A 16,241-nucleotide genomic window follows, 5' to 3' on the forward strand; every position below is an offset into this window, starting at 1 on the left:
GTCGTAAAGAGGCTTAGAAAGTGAGACGGACAATATGCCATACTATCTACTAAAGTATTTTTCAAAGCAAAAATATTTGAGGGAGTTTATTCGCGGAAATCTTTATATGAACACACTCCATTTCTTTTGGGATGAGGACACATTCAATGATACGAAAAAACGGAGAGACCAGTATATTTCTTCACATCCTGGCATCAATCCGGATACAGTTACTAGCCAGCCGAAACGTCTTCCAGAACAGCAGGAGGACATGCTAGAAGGCGTGATTGGGCTTAGCTCTACTGATGAGTCTTTAAAAGACTTCAACGGATATAATTTGACAGGTGCGCTTTATCGCTCAAAGGGTATGGGGTATTGCAATACGCTATGTTTTTATAAGCTCTATTATGACCTTGTGCCAGTGATGGGCGGAAAACCATTTATCCACTATACAACTACATCGGTAATGAATGATTTTGGTGATTATGTAGCCTTTATTCTTAATCCTGACGAATTAGCCAGAAGGATTGAAGCAGCCGTTAATAGAGAAGGGTATAAGGACCTGATTGGCAGTGTTCGGTATCATCAGTTGAAATATAACGGTGAGTGTTCAAAAATCTATAATCAAGGTAGTATTCTTCTCAAAACAGAAGAAGAGTTTGATTTGAAAGATGCAGCTCATTCCATCGTTTATAGAAGAGATTGCTTTGATAAGACGGATAAGTATAAGTGTCAGAATGAATGGCGTGTGGCTCTATATCGAGGGAAGAAGGAGACAGAAGCTTATACACTTGAGGTTGGGGATTTAAGCGACATTATCTATTGGGATCGAGCAGAAAATCTTAACAGTGGAATTTATAATGCACTTAGTAAGGGGATGAAGAGTATCCCGGATAATGCGCCAAGGTTTCGCGGAAATATAAATCGAAAAGAGCTCTGGAATAAGTTCTTTGAATTGGGAGACTATAAAGCTACTAAGATGATGTTTATAGGATAAAATGCAAAGAAAATATTGAAGCGTGTAGGAATGAGTAACTTAGCAGTAAAGGATTCAAAGATATTTGTGCACGCGTGGTGAGAGTTGAAGAAGCTGAATTCATATCTCTGTAGGATGTAACTGATATTATAAGTTAGTACAATTATCTCGACAGTTTGTTGGAAACCATCTATACTTCTTGCAAGTATATTTTCAATTCCGTAGTACTTTAGTACAGAAGACACACTCTCGATTGTTCTGCGAATTGCCATTAGCTCTCTTTTGTTATGCTGCTTAGCACCACGCGTAATCATTGAAAAACATTGTACGAGACAAGCGATTGATTGGAAAGAAAGCCATGGCAAAGTTACAGTTAAGACCAGCAACAGTTGGGGATGCGGAGCGTTTGCTTGAGATCTACGCGCCATACGTGAAGAAGACGGCGATCACTTTTGAAGATGAAGTGCCAAGCATTGGCGAGTTTCAGGCCCGAATTAAGCAGACCCTGAAGACCTATCCCTATCTAGTTGCCATGAAAGACGGCCAGATCGTCGGCTATGCCTATGCTGGCCCTTTTAAAGAGCGGGCAGCCTATGCCCACAGCGTGGAATTGTCGATTTATGTGGAACTTGGCCAGCGCCACCAGCACATTGGCGGCTTTTTGTACGAGGCAATCGAAAATGTTTTAAAGAAGCAGGGCTTTATCAACTTGAATGCCTGCATCGCTGCCCCGATAGGTGAAGATCCCTATCTTGACGACAACAGTCTGCGTTTCCATGAGCACCTGGGCTACCAGCTGGTGGGCCGCTTTCACCAGTGCGGCTACAAGTTCGATCGCTGGTACGACATGGTCTGGATGGAAAAGATGCTGGGCGAGCATCCCGTGCCCGCGCCAGCGATTATTCCTTACCCGGAACTGCAGGAGAACGGGTTGTAATTTCCAGCGGATGAACGACCAATTTAAGCAGCTGTCAGGCAAGAGGCGATAGTGGGCTGGTTGGCCGCGATAAGGTTCCGGAATTGCGTGCCAAGCTGAATTTGTAACAACAATAGCGCCGCCAGTACAAATCTGGCGACGCTATTTGCTTGCCGGCGCTTGCCGACGCTTCCTGTATTCATTCGGCGTCTGGCCTGTTTCTTGCCTAAAGGCGCGGTAGTAGGTGCTGACGGTAGGGTAGCCAACGATCTCGCTGATCTCCTCAATGCTCTTGGTTGTCAGCTCCAGCAGTGACTTGCCGACGGACTGGGTAAAGGTCTGGTTGAAAAGCTGCTTGATCAGGCGGGAGAGGTACTTGGGCTGATAGCCAAAGTGGGCAGCCATTTGCTTCAGGGTAATGTCATGCAGATTGGCGACCAGGTAGTTCATGATCATCCCGCTGCGGATCATGGGCTTTGCCGTAAATTCGGGCCGCATCGCTGGCTTGGAAGCGGCCAAGCAGATAATGAATTAGCATGCAAAAAAGCGACCGACTTTTAAGTCGGCCGCTTTTGCTATGGTCAAATTCACGTTTTACTGTTTCTTGGCTTCTTTGGCAGCCTTTGAGGCCAGCTTGGCGTTGTAAGCCTTGGCGCTTTGGTTGTACTGGCTGACTTCCTGGTTGTGCTGCTTGCTTTCTTCCTGCAGCTTCAGGCTCTTGGTGATCAGGTCCATTGGGTTCAGCCAAGTGCCGTTGTCCTTCCAGTAGTTCTTGAACGGCAGCTTTTCCTTCTTGGTGATATAGTCCTTGTCGGTCTTGGTCACGCCAAGGTGCAGGTGGCTGCCGGACATGTAGCCGATCTTCTGGCCAACCTTCAGCTTCTGTCCCTTTTTCACGACGATGTCGCTTGGATTTAAAAAGCCTTCCTGGTAGATTTCCACGTAGCCGTCGTCAGAGACGACCCAGACAAAGTACTCTAGGCCGCTGCAGTAGCCGATCTTCTTGACCGTGCCGGAGTGAACGGCCAAAACCGGGGCTCTGTGGCCAACTTCTGACCAGCCGAAGTCCCAGCCGTCATGGAAGTAGGACTTGCTTGGGTAGACCCGGCGGATGACGTCAGTCTTCCCGTACTTCTGCCCAGACTTGTACTTGATTTTCTTCATGTAGCACTTGCTAAAAGGGTAGCCCCAGATCTGGGAGTCAGTTAGGGTCGTGGTCTTCTTTAAGGCCATTGGCTTTGGCTGGGCCTTCTTGCTGGTCTGCTGGCCAAAATAGCCGTGCTGCTTGGCATAGATGGCGGTCCCCGCGCCGAGGACCAGAATAATCAAGATCAGCCAAAGGGCGGCTTTTTGGACGGTTTGCTTTTTGTTCTTTGTTTCTTTCATACTTCTCTTATTAATACATGTAATCCTTATGGTCTAGCAACAGGTGTTCATCAAGGTCTGGATCCAAAAACAGCCTCAGATCCTGGTCAAAGTTCCTGGCCAAGTGGTACTGGTCCAGGTCCTCCAGCTTGATCCAGGCCAAGGGGCCTTCCCTTGAAGCCTTGACTTCACCCGTGAATTCATCCGCCCGGTAGAAGAAGACGATGTAGCGCTGGTCTTCTTGGTCAAAAAACTGCTTGACGCCAACCAGCTTGGGATGCTTGATGTCCAGGCCAGTCTCTTCTTTGACTTCCCGCACGACTGAATGATAAAAAGACTCATGTGCCTCAACGTGGCCGCCGGGAAAGGCCAGACCCGGCCAGTGCTTGGACTGGCGGTCAATCGTCAGGACCTTTCCGTGGTCAACGATCATGCACATGTTGGTCAAGGTGGTTTTCTCGCTTCTATCCATTTACTCCTCCTTGATTCTCAAACAGACATATTATAGCACAAAGTGCTGTCAGGAAGATTAGCAGGAGGGGACGGCTTATGATAAAATCTTAGTTGTTGTAAAGGAGGCAGTCCATGAATTTAAGACTGAACAAACTCGCGGAAATGGTTGATCCCGGCAGCCGCCTGGCTGACATCGGCACGGATCACGCCTATCTGCCAATCAAGCTGGTCCAGGAGGGCAAGGTGGCTTTTGCCATTGCCAGCGACGTGGCCGCCGGTCCCCTGCAAAATGCCAAGACGGACATCGCTGAGGCGGGTCTGGGCCAGCAGATCGAAACCCGCCTGGGCAGCGGCCTGGAGACCCTGAAGGATGAAGACCGGATCGACACGGTCGTCATCGCCGGCATGGGCGGCAAGCTCATGGCCAGCCTGCTGGAAGAGGCCGCGGGCCGGGGCAAGTACTATCCAACCTTGATCCTGGAGCCCAACATTGGGGAAAACCGGGTCCGCCAGTGGCTGGAAGAGCACGACTACCAGATCGTGGCTGAAGACCTGGTGGCTGAAGCCGGCCATACTTATGAACTGATCAAGGCCAAGCAGACTGGGGAAAAGCATCCCCTGACCGCCAAGGAAAAGGACTTTGGCCCTCTCTTGCTTAAGCAGAAGGGCCCGGTCTTTTTGGCCAAGTGGACCAGACAATTGGCTTACTACCAGCAGCTCCTGGCCAACTTGAACAAGGCCAAGCAGAAGGACGCGGACCGGATCGCGGATCTGGAGCGCCTGATCAAGGATATCAGCGAAGAAATCAAGGATGAAGGCGAAGAAAATGACTAAGGTTAAAGAAATCGTCAGCCGCCTGCAGGAAGACTTCCCGGAAGACATCGCCAGCAAGGGCGACCCGGTTGGCCTGCAGATCGGCAGCCTGGACAGCGAGGTCCATAAGGTGATGACCACCCTGGACGTGCGGCCCAACGTGGTTGATGAAGCCATTGAGAAGGGGGTTGACCTGATCGTCAGCCACCACCCGCTGATGTTCCGGCCAGCCCGGAACCTGGACTTCAGCGACCCGCAAAATGCCATGTACGCCAAGGTGATCGCCAGCGGCATCACCGTCTATTCCATCCACACCAATTCCGACAAGGCCAAGGATGGGTCAAGCGACTGGCAGGCGGAGGAACTGGGCCTGGAAAGCGTCCAGCCCTTCGCGCTTGATGAAGACGGGATTGCCATCGGCCGCAAGGGGGAATTGCCAAGAACCATGACGGCCTTGGAATTTGCCCGCTACGTCAAGAATAAAATGGGTGTTGACATGGTCCGCCTGATCGCGGCGGAAGAAGACATGCCGGTCAAGAGCGTGGCTTTTGTCTGCGGGGACGGGAACAAGTTCTGGAAGCAGGCCTTGCGCGACCATTGCGACGCCTACATTACTGGGGACGTCTACTACCACACCGGCCACGACATGATCTCCAGCGGCCTGGTGGTCGTTGACCCGGGCCACTACACCGAGAAGCTCTTCAAATACAAGCTGGGCGAGCGGCTGGAAAAGTGGGCCAAGGAAGCTGGCTGGCAGACCAGCGTCGTGGTCAGCGAGGTCTCAACCGACCCCTTCAACAATATCGTCGGCTAGTCGGGTGACTGGCCTTTTGCAAATGCATGTTAGGAGAAAAAATGGAATATCCAAGCTTATTGCCAAGATTTTTGAAATACGTCAAGATCAACTCCCGGTCAGACGAGCACGCTGACCGCTTCCCATCAACCCAGCGGGAAGTCGACTACCAGATGGTCATCATGAAGGAGCTGGAAGAACTGGGCCTCAGCGACGTCCACTACAACGAAAAGGCGGGCACGGTCATTGCCGAAATCCCGTCCAACGTTGACTGGGACGTGCCGGTGATGGGCTTTTTGGCTCACTGCGACACGGCAGACTTCAATTCGGAAAACGTCAAGCCGCAGATCACCGAGAACTACGACGGGGAAAGCAAGATCCAGCTGGGCGACACTGAATTCTATCTTGATCCGGCCGTCTTCCCGAACCTGAAGAAGTACAAGGGGCAGACCATCATCTCCGCTTCCGGCGACACCCTGCTGGGCGGGGACGACAAGTGCGGGGATGCCGAACTGGTAACTTTTGCCGAATACCTGCTGCAGCACCCGGAAATCAAGCACGGGACCATCCGTCTGGGCTTTACGCCAGACGAAGAAATCGGCACTGGGGCCCAGCACTTTGATGTGGCTGACTTTGGGGCCAAGTTTGCCTACACGGTTGACGGGGAAGGGCCAGGGAAACTGGACTGGGGGACCTTCTCAGCCGCCCAGTTTGAACTGGACATCCAGGGGGTCAACGTGCACCCAGCCGTTGCCAAGGGGCAGATGATCAACGCCATCCAGGTCGGCATCGACTTCCAAAACGCCCTGCCGCAAGACCAGGTGCCGGAAAAGACTGACGGCCGCCAGGGCTTCTTCCACCTGATGGACTTCTCAGGCACGGTGGACAACGCCCACCTGGCCTACATCATCCGCGACTTTGAGCGTGATGGCCTGGAAAGCCGCAAGGACTTGGTCAAGCAGATCGTGGCTGACCTGAACAAAAAGTACGGCGGCGACCGGATCAAGCTGAAGATGTGGGACCAGTACTATAACATGGCTGATGAATTGGCCAAGCACATGGAAATCATCGACCTGGCCCGCGACGCCTACAAGGCCTGCGGGATGGCCGAAATCAACGAAGATCCGGTCAGAGGGGGGACCGATGGCTCACAGTTGACCTACATGGGCCTGCCATGTCCTAACCTGTTCGCCGGTGAGGAAAACATGCACGGCCGCTTTGAATACACCGTTCTGGAATCAATGTGGAAGGCCGTTGACGTCTTGATCAAGATGAGCGAGCTCAACGCTGAACGTGCCAAGAAATAATCCACAGGCCGTGAGCCCGAATAAGCGAAAACTTAGTAAAATAGCGCTTCTCTTAGCTGAGAAGCGCTATTTTTGTGAATAAGTCAGGGCAGATCAAGGACAAATAGCCTTGTGAAACAAAATTGCAATTTAAGGGCTTACAGACGGGTGAAAGAAATCCCTTAATATCAAGCTTTAAGGGCCTTCACTTTAAGCAATACGGATTTTACAAAGATGGTCGCTGTTAAGAAATAATCCGGCAAAAGCCATGCTCTGCAAAGCTTGACGGTAAATTATGGAAAGTAAAAAATGCAAAATGATGAGCGTGAAACACAGGCCGCTGGTCAAGCAAAAAGGCCAGCAGCTGCCGCTGCTGGCCTGATTAGCTAAATTTGTGATTGGATATAGTCAAGCATTTGGTTGACTTCATCATTGGTGAAGTTGCCGTGACCGGCCTTCATCGCGTGGACCTTTTCAACCGAAAGGTGGCTGGAAAAAGCTAAGACAGTGTCACTGACTGAGTGCTTGCTTTGAAATTCAATGATTGCATCTGAAAGTTCTTCTGGTTTCATGATCTTCACTCCTTAATAAATATATTTTACCATTTTTCTCATAAAAGATTCAGGGCAAATCGGCTTTCTAATAAAAAGAAGTGCTGATCTTGGTGAACGGGAAGTAGCGCAGAACGACCTTGCTCAAGATGGAGCTCCGCTTGACGGGGCCGAAGGATCTTGAGTCCTTGGATACGTCCCGGTGGTCACCCATGACCCAGTACTGGCCTTTTGGCACCTTGATCTTGAAGTTGCTGGTGTAGTTGACGCCCGCCGCCTTGTCGGCTTTATAATATTTGTTATTTAAATATGGCTCGGCGATTTTCTTGCCATTGACGTAGAGCACGTCGTTCTTGGACTGGACCGTGTCGCCCGGCAGGCCGATGACCCGCTTGATGTACATGGCCTTGGCTTCATCCGGCGCCTTGATGATGACGATGTCGTTGCGCTTTGGCGTGAACTTGCGAACCGCGATCAGGCGGTCGCCGTCTTCAAAGGTGGGCTGCATGGATGGGCCGGACACGACTTCATTGGCCAGGAAGAACGAGAAGATTACGTAGTAGATGGCCACGAAAATGGTGAACATGACGAGGACGTCCCGGAAGAAGGAGCCCCAGCTTTCTTCTTCAGCGGCCTGTTTCTTTTTGCTTTTTGTCATTGAAACTCTCCTTTTCTTGCTACCTTAACATTATATCTTAAATCAGAAGCTTGGCGAAAGATTATGTCAGCTTTCAAGCAGGTCTTTGGAATAGGGGATCAGGTGGCAGTAGGAGGCATTGTACTGGTAGTAGGCCAGGCGCTTGAGGTCGCAGTCAAGAATGCCCAGGAGCTCACCGTCCGTGTACTTGCCGCTGGCGATCACGGAATAGACGTAGGAGAGGCGGAGGTTGGTCAGGGTCATGGGCCAGTCTTTAATCAGCAGCTTGTCCCCCTTGGCCAGCTGCATGACGTTGTTGGTGCTGGCGTAAGGCTCGCCCCCTCTGGCCGCGAAGAGGTAGGGGTCGGGATTCTCCGTGAAGTCAAGCTGGCCGTGGATGTAGTCTTTGACCGTCTGGTCCTTGATCCGGTCCTTGACCTGGCTCCAGTGGACCTTGAGCAGGTCCCGGCTCTTGTAGCCCAGGGCCGTCAGGGTCAAGAGGTAGATGGTGAATTCGTGGCTGACGACGGGGATGAAGTCGGCGATGTGGTCCATCCAGTTGATCACGTAGGTCTTGCGCCGCTCAAAAGAGATGCCCTTGAGCTCGAGCAGGGGATAGTTGTCAATGATGCCGGTCGTGTTCAAAAAGTAGAAGTATTTTTTTAAATAGCTGATGTACTTGTTGATGGTGGTGACGGAGAGGTGCTCTTTGACATCCAGCTGGTCGAGGTAGTCGCGGACCTCGGTGACGGTCAGGGAAGCGACCCCGTCTTGGGCAAAGTTGCGGCGGGCATAGTTGAAAAAGTTGGTCAGGACGTGGTTGGCGTTGAAGATCGACTTGGGCGACAGCTGCTGGGAATAGCGGCACCATCTGGCAAATTCGGCTTGGTAGGGATACATGTTGGCTCCTTTCTAATCCTGTTGGTTACTACAATGATTATAAACCGAAAGAGCGGCTGAGGACAGTCCCATCCTCAGCAATCGAATAAAGCCTATCCGTTACTACAATCTAAATCATACAAAAAAGGCACGGCTCCGCCGTGCCAAAAAATAAACTAAGTTAACAGCCCGGGTCCAGCATGCCAAGGGTCTGCGCTGTTTTCGCCAACTTACAGCAACTGGATCTTAGCGGCCTCGCACTTCTCAACGATGTCGCGCGGCCAGATGCTGGCTTGGACTTCGCCGATGTGGGCCTTGCCCAAGAGCAGCATGCACAGGCGTGACTGGCCGATCCCGCCGCCGATTGAGTAAGGCAAGTCGCCGGCCAGGAGGGCCTTGTGGAATGGCAGCTCCAGCCGGTCTTCGGCCCCAGCCAGCTTCAGCTGCTCCTTGAGCCGGTCTTCGTCAACCCGGATCCCCATGCTGGAAACTTCAAAGGCCCGCTGCAGCGGCTCGTACCAGAAGAGGATGTCCCCGTTCAAGGTCCAGTCGTCGTAGTCAGGGGCACGCAGGTCGTGCGGCTTGCCGGACAAAGGCAGGTCGCCGCCAATGTGCTCCAGGAAGACGGCTCCGTATTCCTGGCAGATCTTGTTTTCCCGCTCGCTTGGCGTCAATTCAGGCCAGCGGGCTTCCAGCTCCTCACTGGTGAAGAAGTAGATCTCTTCTGGCAAATGGTAGGCGGCTTGCGGGTAGAGGGCGCGGACGTGGTATTCCATCCCCTTGATGGTTTCAAAAATCCTCCGTACCGTCTGGTGCAGGGTGGCTTCCGTCCGGTCTTCCTTGTTGATCACCTTTTCCCAGTCCCATTGGTCCACGTAGACTGAGTGCAGGTTGTCCAGGACTTCTTCGTCCTTCCGGATGGCGTTCATGTTGGTAAACAGGCCTTCGCCGACCCCAAAGCCGTAGCGCTTCAAGGCCCAGCGCTTCCACTTGGCCAGGGAGTGAACGATCTGCATCTCGCTGCCGTCTCCGTCGTGCAGGGTGAAGGAGACTGGCTGCTCCCAGCCGGACAGGTTGTCGTTTAAGCCGGATGACTTTTCAACGAACATCGGGGCAGAAATCCGTTCCAGGTTCATTGCCGTCCCGAATTCGCTCTGGAAGGTCTCGCGGATGTAGCGGATCGCCTTTTCCGTTTCTCTGATTGACATCTTTGGATCGTAATCCTTAGGAATAACTAACTTGGCCATAAATCTCACCTTTTCTGAAAAAAATGGGGACAAAAAGAGCCTTTCATCTCCTATACTTCATAGGGACGAAAGGCTTCTTTCCGCGGTACCACCCAGCTTGTTCAATCTGAACCACTTTTCGAGCACTAGCATGCTCTAGCAGGGTAACGTCCCGCCGACGTCCCAGCCTACTAAGAATTTCAGCCGGCAATCTGGAAGAAGGGTTGCGCACAGCTGCAGGGTCTGCCAGCCTTCCACCAACCACTGGCTCTCTAAAAGAATGCGTGCTGCCGCCTGTCTTCTTCATCTTTAAGTTATTCGGTTAAATTAAATTCTAATCAGGAATTAATAAAAGTCAAGACTTTTTCAGAAAAAGTTATTAAAAGCAAGCTAATTGCCGGCCTTTTTAGCCTTTTTAAAGGCAAAGAAGCAGATGGCCAAGACGGCGCCGGCCAGGAGGACTGGAGCCACGAAGGACTGGTAGTTGGCGATGACCTGCTCATAGGCGCTGCCCGCCAGGCGGCCGGCGAAGATCAAGACCGTGTTCCAGATCAAGGTCCCGCAGGTCGTGAAGACGATAAAATGGCGCAAGGAGAAGTGGCTCATGCCCGCTGGGATGGAGATCAGGCTCCGGACCACCGGCACGAAGCGGCCAAAGAAGGCCGCGCTCTTCCCATGCTTGACAAAGTAGCGCTCAGTCTTGGCGATTTTTTCCGGAGACAGCCCCAGGAGCTTGCCAAAGCGGCTGGCGGCCAAGCGGTTTAAGCGCTGGCGGTCAAAGGCGGTGCCCAAGAGGTAGAGGATCAAGGCCCCAAAGAGGGCCCCGGCAGTGGCCGCCCCAACCGCGCCCCAGGCGTTCAGCCCCGTGGTCAGGGTCATGAAGCCGGCGAAGGTCAGAATCAGCTCTGACGGGATCGGCGGGAAAATGTTTTCAAGGGCGATCAGGCCGGCGATCGCCAAGTAGCCATAGTTCTGGATCAGCTGTGTGATTGTTTCGTTCATAAAATAACCTCGCATCTAATTCATTCTCCTTCCAAGATAGCAAAAAACTCTTAAGAAAGGGTTAGTCAGCCGCTTTCTTAAGAGTTCTTTGAGCTTGCTTTACATGGATTTGATCTTTAGCTGCTTGTAGAAATAAGAGATGATTGAGATTGGAATAATTAAGGACAGAAAACTAGGATTGAAATGCCGCGGCCTATTTCAGCAGAATGTCCAATTGGTCCGGGCTCATCAGGTGCTGCTCCAAGACCAGCTCACGGACGCTTCTTCTTTCGCGCAAGGCCCGCTTGGCGATCTTGGCGGATTCCTGGTAGCCCAGGTATGGGCAAAGGACGGTTGCGATGCCCACGCTGCCTTCCTTGAGCTGGCGGCAGTGATCCTTGTTGGCCGTAATCCCGGTGATACAGTTGGTTACCAAGGTGTCAACTGCGCCGGTCATGGCTGTAAATGATTCAAACAATTGGTAGAAGACAACTGGCTCAAAGGCGTTCAATTCCAGCTGCCCAGCTTCCGCGGCCATGGTGATGGTAGCGTCGTGGCCGCAGACCAGGAAGGCGACCTGGCTGACGACTTCCGGGATCACTGGGTTGATCTTGCCTGGCATGATGGATGAGCCGTTCTGCTTGGCCGGCAGGTTGATTTCGCTTAAGCCGCAGCGCGGGCCGGAGGACAGGAGGCGCAGGTCGTTGGACATCTTGGACAAGCTGATGGCCAAGGCCTTCAAGGCGCCGGAGACTTCAACGAAGGAATCCAGGTTTTCAGTGGCGTCAAAGAGGTCGCCGGCTTGGACCATTTTCCGGCCAAAAAGCTCGCTCAGTTGGTCGGCGATGTGGTCTTCGTAGAACTGGGAGGCGTTGATCCCCGTCCCGATGGCCGTCCCGCCCAGGTTGATGACGTGCATTTCCTCAACTGCCTTGGCCAGGCGCTTTTTGCAGCGGACTACCATGGAGGCGTAGCCGTGGAAGCTGTCGCCCAAGGTCATTGGCACCGCGTCCTGCAGCTGGGTCCGGCCCATCTTGATGATGTCCTTGAAGTCGGCCGCCTTTTCTTTTAAGGCGTATTCCAGCCGGGTGAGCTCGGCATCCAGCTTTTCAGCCAGGACGATGGTGGTCATCTTGCCGGCAGTGGGGATGGTGTCGTTGGTTGACTGGGCCATGTTGACATTGTCGTTTGGGTGGACCAGGTCGTATTTGCCCTTTTCGCCGCCCAGGATTTCGTTGGCCCGGTTAGCGATGACCTCGTTCATGTTCATGTTGGCACTCGTCCCAGCCCCGCCTTGGACTGGATCCACGATGAAATCTTCTGAAAACCTTCCATCGATCACTTCGTCGCAGGCTTGCTCAATGGCCCGGGCTTGGTCAGAATCGATTAGACCAATTTCGTGGTTGATCATGGCCGCGGCCTTTTTGATCAAGGCCAGGTTGCTCAGAAATTCCGGGCTCATCTTCAAGCCGGTGATCTTGAAGTTCTGGCTGGCCCGCTCCGCTTGTACGCCGTAGTAAGCTTTTGCGGGTACGGCCAAGCTGCCGATGGAATCTGCTTCAATTCTGCGTGAATCTTTCATGTCTCTTTTTGCCTCGCTCTTTCGTAAATTTCTTTATGGCAAATACTATAGAATAAAATTAGACCAATGTGAACAGGAAGGGGCGAATTCTTCCGCAAGTGATGAAAATAGGGGATGAAAATTAAATTTTTTCAACTTTGGGGAAGGCGATTATTAAAAAGTTAGCTTTTGGGAATTTTTTACCGGCAAACCAGCGGCAAATTGGGACGTTTTCGGACCAAAAAGGGGGCAAATCTTCGAAAATAAGGTGATTTCGAACTCATTGCTTATTTTCGCAAATCCGTCGGCGGAAATTGCTATAATTATTGGAAAGAATTGAATGTGAAAGGTCTTGAGTGACATGTTTTTCTTCTTTCTGGAACCAATATTAATCTACAACTGGCTGCTGATTCTGGCGGCCACGATTCCGGCCGTCTTTCTGATGGTCAAGGTCTACCAATCCGACCGCCTGGAGCCAGAGAGCCCGTACTTGCTCTGGAACATGGTCAAGGGTGGCTTCTGGGCGGCAGTGGTTGCCGGCGCAATTGAGTGGCTGGGCAACGCGCTCCTGGTCAACTTTGTCTCGCAAAAGGCGGAACTGTACAATATCATCATGTATTTCGTGATCGTCGGCTACGCGGAAGAGGGTGGCAAGTACTTCTTCCTGAAGCGCCGGTCGTGGAATAATGAAGAGTTCAACTGCCAGTATGACGGCGTGGTCTATGCCGTCTTCGTGGCCTTGGGCTTTGCCTTATGGGAAAATATCAGCTACGTGCTCTACTATGGCTTCTCAACGGCCCTGGTCAGAGCGGTAACGGCCATTCCTGGCCATGCCTGCTTTGGCGTCTTCATGGGCGTCTTCTATGGCTTGGGGCGTGGGTACTCCTATTTGGGCAAGAACTTTAAATCCAAGCTGTGCCGGATTGTAGCCGTGGTGGTCCCGGCGGCGATTCACGGTGCCTACGACTACATTGCCTCGATCCGGAACGCTAACTGGCAGTGGGTCTTCCTAGCCTTCATTGCCGTCTTGTTCATTGTCTCTTTCATCTTGGTCGACCGGATGTCCAAGAACGACAAGTACTTTGAAGTGGTTCGGCGCAGATACAGATATTAATAAGCAGCAATCCCCCCGAAATTAGCGTCCTGATTTCGGGGGGATTTTCATCGACGCCAAGTCAAGCTGCGCCTAATCCAGCGACCAAAGGCCGATCAGTACGGGCTTATTGCTCAAGATGCCAGAATTACGCCTGGAACCAGCTATCGTGGCACTGCATTCAAACTAAGAAACAAAAACACGGGCAGAATTCAGTTTGGGTCTGATGCGATTAAGTCCGTTTCCGTCGACAACTCAAAAGTTCTGTTCAAAGTCACTACTGAGCTGGAACACGGCGTGTACACTTTGAAGGCCAGTCCGGCTATCGGGCAATCCGGCATCTACAACATACCCGTGACCTACACTGATGGCTCTAAGAAAATCGTGACGATCAAGATCACCATGCCTACGCTTAACTACTGGACTAAGGCTGACAAGGCCAGCGCTCGGACTAAGCTTTTGGTCGTCATTAATGGCTTCCGGAGCGCGGTCAACGTTAGTCCGGTAACACTGGACACCACGCCGGAATACCAGACGTACCTAAATCAAAGAGCAGCAGAAAAGGTAAAGCAGTTTGCGGAAACTGGCGCAACCGACCATTCCGGCAAGACTTTATACAAACAATTTGGAGTTACTTCTGACGAGGATCTAGGCTACTTAGAAATTGATGCAGGCCTTCCTTTGAAAGAACAGGTCAAGCGATTTGTGACATACACAAATAATACAGTCCAAGCGGAAAAAGACGACTACGAAGCGAGTGATATTCGGCACGAACGGCACAATCTGACCAACCCGCCCCATACAGTTGGACACTATTTGGGCTACATTGACAGTTCTAGCAAAAAGTTCGTGATTGGCATTGGCACATACACCAGCGGAAACGCAATCTATGTTGCTTCGGTGATGTCGGACTTGAATTAATTGTTTTGATGTTGCCATTTTCCATCTGAAACAATGCTTTTGGGACAACAGAAAAGGCCGCTAGGAAACTAGCGACCTTTTTTGCGACTAGAAAGGAAAAAGAAAAGCATCCTCGCTCACGGAAAAACTGAATTGTCAGAATCCATGCATCGTGGGGATGCTTTTTGTCATCTGAAATACTGAAAATGCATGCGTATTGAAATAAGCTATCCCAAAAAATAAAACAGCTTAAGTACAATTACACCGCTTTGCATCGCGCCTTTTTGATGATTAATTTCTAAAATATTACAGTTAGAGAGCAAAAATCTTCTTAAGAGGCTGTTTTACCGTACCAAAAGTTATGCAATTGCTCAAAATTATTCCAAAAAAGAGCATTTTTTGGGGCTCTTAATCCGCATCACCTTTACTTTTTAGGCGTGCAATCCCAAAAGCATATTCGGACACCTTAACTTTCACGAGGCTGAAAAAATCAGCTTCAAAAATGCAGTCATGCTCTGTGCTAATCTTTCGTCAATTGCAAGAATAAATTGAACACTTACCAATAACATCTGGTAGATTTTGACTATCTGCGCCAATAAATATGGTCAAACTCTGTATCAAAGCACTCTTCTGGAGTCTTGTAGTTTAAGATCTTTCGAGGAAGAGAGTTGCACCATACTTCGATCTTAGCAATGTCTTCCGCGCTGCATTTATCCATCCGATTTCCCTTAGGAATATAGCGTCTGATAAGCCCGGTGCGGCCTCCTACGCTACCTTTATCACAGGATGTATAAGGGTGAGCATAGTACACAAGCGTCTTGGAAACTTGCTCAAGATTTGATAGATTCGCGAACTCGGAGCTGTTATCGGTTGTGATAGACTTAAAGATTCTGTTCCATTTGGATCCATAAAACTCGCGAATCTTGTCAAATGCCTTCATGATGCTGACTGAAGTCTTATCTTCAATCTTGATCATGAAGAAGCGATGTGTCTCCCGTTCATACAGAGTAAGCAGCACATCATTCTTGGTCTTGTGTCCAAGAACTAGGTCACATTCTCAGTGGCCAAAGTCCTTACGAGTATCGATTCTAGGACTACGTTCATCGATGCTTCGGCCTAGAATGCGCTTGTTTGCACGAATAAGGCGAGCCTTGGTATTGCGTTTTACCTTTTTTGGGAGGCCGTGATGTCCATAAGGCCAAGGTCAACGTAGTTGTACAGAGTCTTGGTAGACACGACCTGATCCTTTGGGAAGGTGCCTTCGGCTAAAGCATAGCCAACTCAGGCATCAAGAGACCAGCCTCGCTTATGGAAACCTGTGATACATAGTTGATGAACTTTTCGATGAAGGAACAAGCTCTTACGGCCGCATTCGCGTCTATGGCGCTCATAAGTCATTTGCCCCTTGACAACTTTGTCTTGCGTTTCACATTTCCGATATAAAGGGATACAGTGCCTCTTTTGATCATACACGATTTGAGCAGTCAATAGAATGCATCACTTGAATTGTAATTCGTTCATCTTTTGAAAGGGGTTTCCTATTGGCGTGGTTTAGTGTTAAGATATAAACGAGTATTAACTCAGTTATGTTTTAGAAAGGAAAGTTACAAGCGAATATGATAAGAAACTTAAACTTCCCACACCAAAAAGAACTATGAAGCCTTGAAAACTCAATAGTTTAACCAGTAAATATTCAATTATGCTGCTAGTGATGGCGATATAGCCTCTTGCATGTACTTCGGGAGGCGGGAAATGAAAGCTTTGGTGAACCTTTCCATCTGCTCTTCTGTCAGTTGGAAGATCTCTTTCACGCTCTCGAACATGGCTTCCAC

Annotated in this window: 16 protein-coding genes and 3 pseudogenes; 7 read left to right on the forward strand and 12 right to left on the reverse strand. The window is 50.6% G+C overall.

Going from position 1 to position 16,241, the window contains the following annotated elements; all coding sequences use genetic code 11:
- Positions 1 to 34: 34 nt before the first annotated feature.
- Positions 35 to 976 (forward strand): hypothetical protein, encoded by a 942-nt coding sequence (locus tag FYJ62_RS07520; RefSeq protein ID WP_154549087.1) that lies wholly within the window; start codon positions 35 to 37, stop codon positions 974 to 976.
- 83 nt (positions 977 to 1,059) lie between these two features.
- Here the strand turns inward: FYJ62_RS07520 and FYJ62_RS11115 are convergent.
- Positions 1,060 to 1,260: pseudogene (locus FYJ62_RS11115) on the reverse strand (IS982 family transposase); the annotation flags it as partial.
- Between the two features lie 53 nt (positions 1,261 to 1,313).
- Between FYJ62_RS11115 and FYJ62_RS07525 the strand changes: the two are divergent.
- Positions 1,314 to 1,892 (forward strand): GNAT family N-acetyltransferase, encoded by a 579-nt coding sequence (locus FYJ62_RS07525; protein ID WP_154549088.1) that lies wholly within the window; start codon positions 1,314 to 1,316, stop codon positions 1,890 to 1,892.
- A gap of 141 nt (positions 1,893 to 2,033) precedes the next feature.
- Here FYJ62_RS07525 and FYJ62_RS07530 read toward each other — a convergent pair whose 3' ends face one another.
- From FYJ62_RS07530 to FYJ62_RS07540, 3 genes are all read right to left on the reverse strand, one after another.
- Positions 2,034 to 2,369, reverse strand: a complete 336-nt coding sequence (locus FYJ62_RS07530) for a helix-turn-helix domain-containing protein (protein WP_154549089.1) — start codon at positions 2,367 to 2,369, stop codon at positions 2,034 to 2,036.
- Between the two features lie 96 nt (positions 2,370 to 2,465).
- Positions 2,466 to 3,257: a M23 family metallopeptidase gene (locus FYJ62_RS07535; RefSeq protein ID WP_154549090.1), complete on the reverse strand. Its 792-nt coding sequence runs from the start codon at positions 3,255 to 3,257 to the stop codon at positions 2,466 to 2,468.
- Between the two features lie 10 nt (positions 3,258 to 3,267).
- Positions 3,268 to 3,708, reverse strand: a complete 441-nt coding sequence (locus FYJ62_RS07540) for an 8-oxo-dGTP diphosphatase (RefSeq protein WP_154549091.1) — start codon at positions 3,706 to 3,708, stop codon at positions 3,268 to 3,270.
- A gap of 113 nt (positions 3,709 to 3,821) precedes the next feature.
- Between FYJ62_RS07540 and FYJ62_RS07545 the strand changes: the two genes are divergently transcribed.
- The 3 genes from FYJ62_RS07545 to pepT are packed head-to-tail and all read left to right on the forward strand — an operon-like array spanning position 3,822 to position 6,602.
- A complete protein-coding gene (locus tag FYJ62_RS07545; protein WP_154549092.1) occupies positions 3,822 to 4,523 on the forward strand; it encodes a tRNA (adenine(22)-N(1))-methyltransferase in 702 nt (233 codons plus the stop codon).
- Positions 4,516 to 5,316 (forward strand): Nif3-like dinuclear metal center hexameric protein, encoded by an 801-nt coding sequence (locus tag FYJ62_RS07550; RefSeq protein ID WP_154549093.1) that lies wholly within the window; start codon positions 4,516 to 4,518, stop codon positions 5,314 to 5,316. Before FYJ62_RS07545 ends, FYJ62_RS07550 begins: the two co-directional genes overlap by 8 nt.
- 41 nt (positions 5,317 to 5,357) lie before the next feature.
- Positions 5,358 to 6,602 carry a peptidase T gene (gene pepT, locus FYJ62_RS07555; RefSeq protein ID WP_154549094.1) on the forward strand — a complete coding sequence of 415 codons (1,245 nt, stop codon included), beginning with the start codon at positions 5,358 to 5,360 and terminating at the stop codon, positions 6,600 to 6,602.
- A gap of 365 nt (positions 6,603 to 6,967) precedes the next feature.
- On the opposite strand, the gene FYJ62_RS07560 is transcribed toward pepT, so the two are convergent.
- The 6 genes from FYJ62_RS07560 to FYJ62_RS07585 all read right to left on the reverse strand — a co-directional run bounded on the left by FYJ62_RS07560 (position 6,968) and on the right by FYJ62_RS07585 (position 12,437).
- Entirely contained in the window at positions 6,968 to 7,153 is a 186-nt protein-coding gene (locus FYJ62_RS07560) for an LBP_cg2779 family protein (protein WP_154549095.1), read from the reverse strand.
- Positions 7,154 to 7,220: 67 nt separating this feature from the next.
- Positions 7,221 to 7,790 carry a signal peptidase I gene (gene lepB / locus FYJ62_RS07565; protein ID WP_154549096.1) on the reverse strand — a complete coding sequence of 190 codons (570 nt, stop codon included), beginning with the start codon at positions 7,788 to 7,790 and terminating at the stop codon, positions 7,221 to 7,223.
- Positions 7,791 to 7,856: 66 nt separating this feature from the next.
- Positions 7,857 to 8,669 carry a site-specific integrase gene (locus FYJ62_RS07570; protein ID WP_154549097.1) on the reverse strand — a complete coding sequence of 271 codons (813 nt, stop codon included), beginning with the start codon at positions 8,667 to 8,669 and terminating at the stop codon, positions 7,857 to 7,859.
- Positions 8,670 to 8,878: 209 nt separating this feature from the next.
- Complete coding sequence (asnA, locus tag FYJ62_RS07575; protein ID WP_154549098.1) at positions 8,879 to 9,895, reverse strand: aspartate--ammonia ligase; 1,017 nt, start codon at positions 9,893 to 9,895, stop codon at positions 8,879 to 8,881.
- Between the two features lie 369 nt (positions 9,896 to 10,264).
- Positions 10,265 to 10,876 carry a DedA family protein gene (locus FYJ62_RS07580; protein WP_154549099.1) on the reverse strand — a complete coding sequence of 204 codons (612 nt, stop codon included), beginning with the start codon at positions 10,874 to 10,876 and terminating at the stop codon, positions 10,265 to 10,267.
- Positions 10,877 to 11,069: 193 nt separating this feature from the next.
- Positions 11,070 to 12,437 (reverse strand): aspartate ammonia-lyase, encoded by a 1,368-nt coding sequence (locus tag FYJ62_RS07585; RefSeq protein ID WP_154549100.1) that lies wholly within the window; start codon positions 12,435 to 12,437, stop codon positions 11,070 to 11,072.
- 340 nt (positions 12,438 to 12,777) lie between these two features.
- Between FYJ62_RS07585 and FYJ62_RS07590 the strand changes: the two genes are divergently transcribed.
- The gene (locus tag FYJ62_RS07590) at positions 12,778 to 13,530 is read left to right on the forward strand and encodes a PrsW family intramembrane metalloprotease (RefSeq protein WP_154549101.1); all 753 of its coding nucleotides are present in this window, start codon (positions 12,778 to 12,780) and stop codon (positions 13,528 to 13,530) included.
- Positions 13,531 to 13,806: 276 nt separating this feature from the next.
- Positions 13,807 to 14,430 carry a CAP domain-containing protein gene (locus FYJ62_RS07595; protein ID WP_154549102.1) on the forward strand — a complete coding sequence of 208 codons (624 nt, stop codon included), beginning with the start codon at positions 13,807 to 13,809 and terminating at the stop codon, positions 14,428 to 14,430.
- 562 nt (positions 14,431 to 14,992) lie between these two features.
- On the opposite strand, the pseudogene FYJ62_RS07600 reads toward FYJ62_RS07595, so the two are convergent.
- Together FYJ62_RS07600 and FYJ62_RS11000 are read right to left on the reverse strand one after the other, a co-directional pair.
- Positions 14,993 to 15,974 (reverse strand): annotated as a pseudogene (locus tag FYJ62_RS07600) (IS30 family transposase); the annotation flags it as partial.
- A 19-nt stretch (positions 15,975 to 15,993) separates the two neighbouring features.
- Positions 15,994 to 16,241 (reverse strand): annotated as a pseudogene (locus FYJ62_RS11000) (hypothetical protein); the annotation flags it as partial.

The sequence above is a fragment of the Lactobacillus porci genome (assembly GCF_009695985.1).
Classification (GTDB): Bacteria; Bacillota; Bacilli; order Lactobacillales; family Lactobacillaceae; genus Lactobacillus; species Lactobacillus absianus.

What these genes read in the sequence shown, in the direction of transcription:
- FYJ62_RS07520 (WP_154549087.1), top strand. Translation starts at nt 35, where the DNA reads ATGCCATACTATCTACTAAAGTATTTTTCAAAGCAAAAATATTTGAGG.
- FYJ62_RS07525 (WP_154549088.1), top strand. Translation starts at nt 1,314, where the DNA reads ATGGCAAAGTTACAGTTAAGACCAGCAACAGTTGGGGATGCGGAGCGT.
- FYJ62_RS07530 (WP_154549089.1), bottom strand. Translation starts at nt 2,369, where the DNA reads ATGCGGCCCGAATTTACGGCAAAGCCCATGATCCGCAGCGGGATGATC.
- FYJ62_RS07535 (WP_154549090.1), bottom strand. Translation starts at nt 3,257, where the DNA reads ATGAAAGAAACAAAGAACAAAAAGCAAACCGTCCAAAAAGCCGCCCTT.
- FYJ62_RS07540 (WP_154549091.1), bottom strand. Translation starts at nt 3,708, where the DNA reads ATGGATAGAAGCGAGAAAACCACCTTGACCAACATGTGCATGATCGTT.
- FYJ62_RS07545 (WP_154549092.1), top strand. Translation starts at nt 3,822, where the DNA reads ATGAATTTAAGACTGAACAAACTCGCGGAAATGGTTGATCCCGGCAGC.
- FYJ62_RS07550 (WP_154549093.1), top strand. Translation starts at nt 4,516, where the DNA reads ATGACTAAGGTTAAAGAAATCGTCAGCCGCCTGCAGGAAGACTTCCCG.
- pepT (WP_154549094.1), top strand. Translation starts at nt 5,358, where the DNA reads ATGGAATATCCAAGCTTATTGCCAAGATTTTTGAAATACGTCAAGATC.
- FYJ62_RS07560 (WP_154549095.1), bottom strand. Translation starts at nt 7,153, where the DNA reads ATGAAACCAGAAGAACTTTCAGATGCAATCATTGAATTTCAAAGCAAG.
- lepB (WP_154549096.1), bottom strand. Translation starts at nt 7,790, where the DNA reads ATGACAAAAAGCAAAAAGAAACAGGCCGCTGAAGAAGAAAGCTGGGGC.
- FYJ62_RS07570 (WP_154549097.1), bottom strand. Translation starts at nt 8,669, where the DNA reads ATGTATCCCTACCAAGCCGAATTTGCCAGATGGTGCCGCTATTCCCAG.
- asnA (WP_154549098.1), bottom strand. Translation starts at nt 9,895, where the DNA reads ATGGCCAAGTTAGTTATTCCTAAGGATTACGATCCAAAGATGTCAATC.
- FYJ62_RS07580 (WP_154549099.1), bottom strand. Translation starts at nt 10,876, where the DNA reads ATGAACGAAACAATCACACAGCTGATCCAGAACTATGGCTACTTGGCG.
- FYJ62_RS07585 (WP_154549100.1), bottom strand. Translation starts at nt 12,437, where the DNA reads ATGAAAGATTCACGCAGAATTGAAGCAGATTCCATCGGCAGCTTGGCC.
- FYJ62_RS07590 (WP_154549101.1), top strand. Translation starts at nt 12,778, where the DNA reads ATGTTTTTCTTCTTTCTGGAACCAATATTAATCTACAACTGGCTGCTG.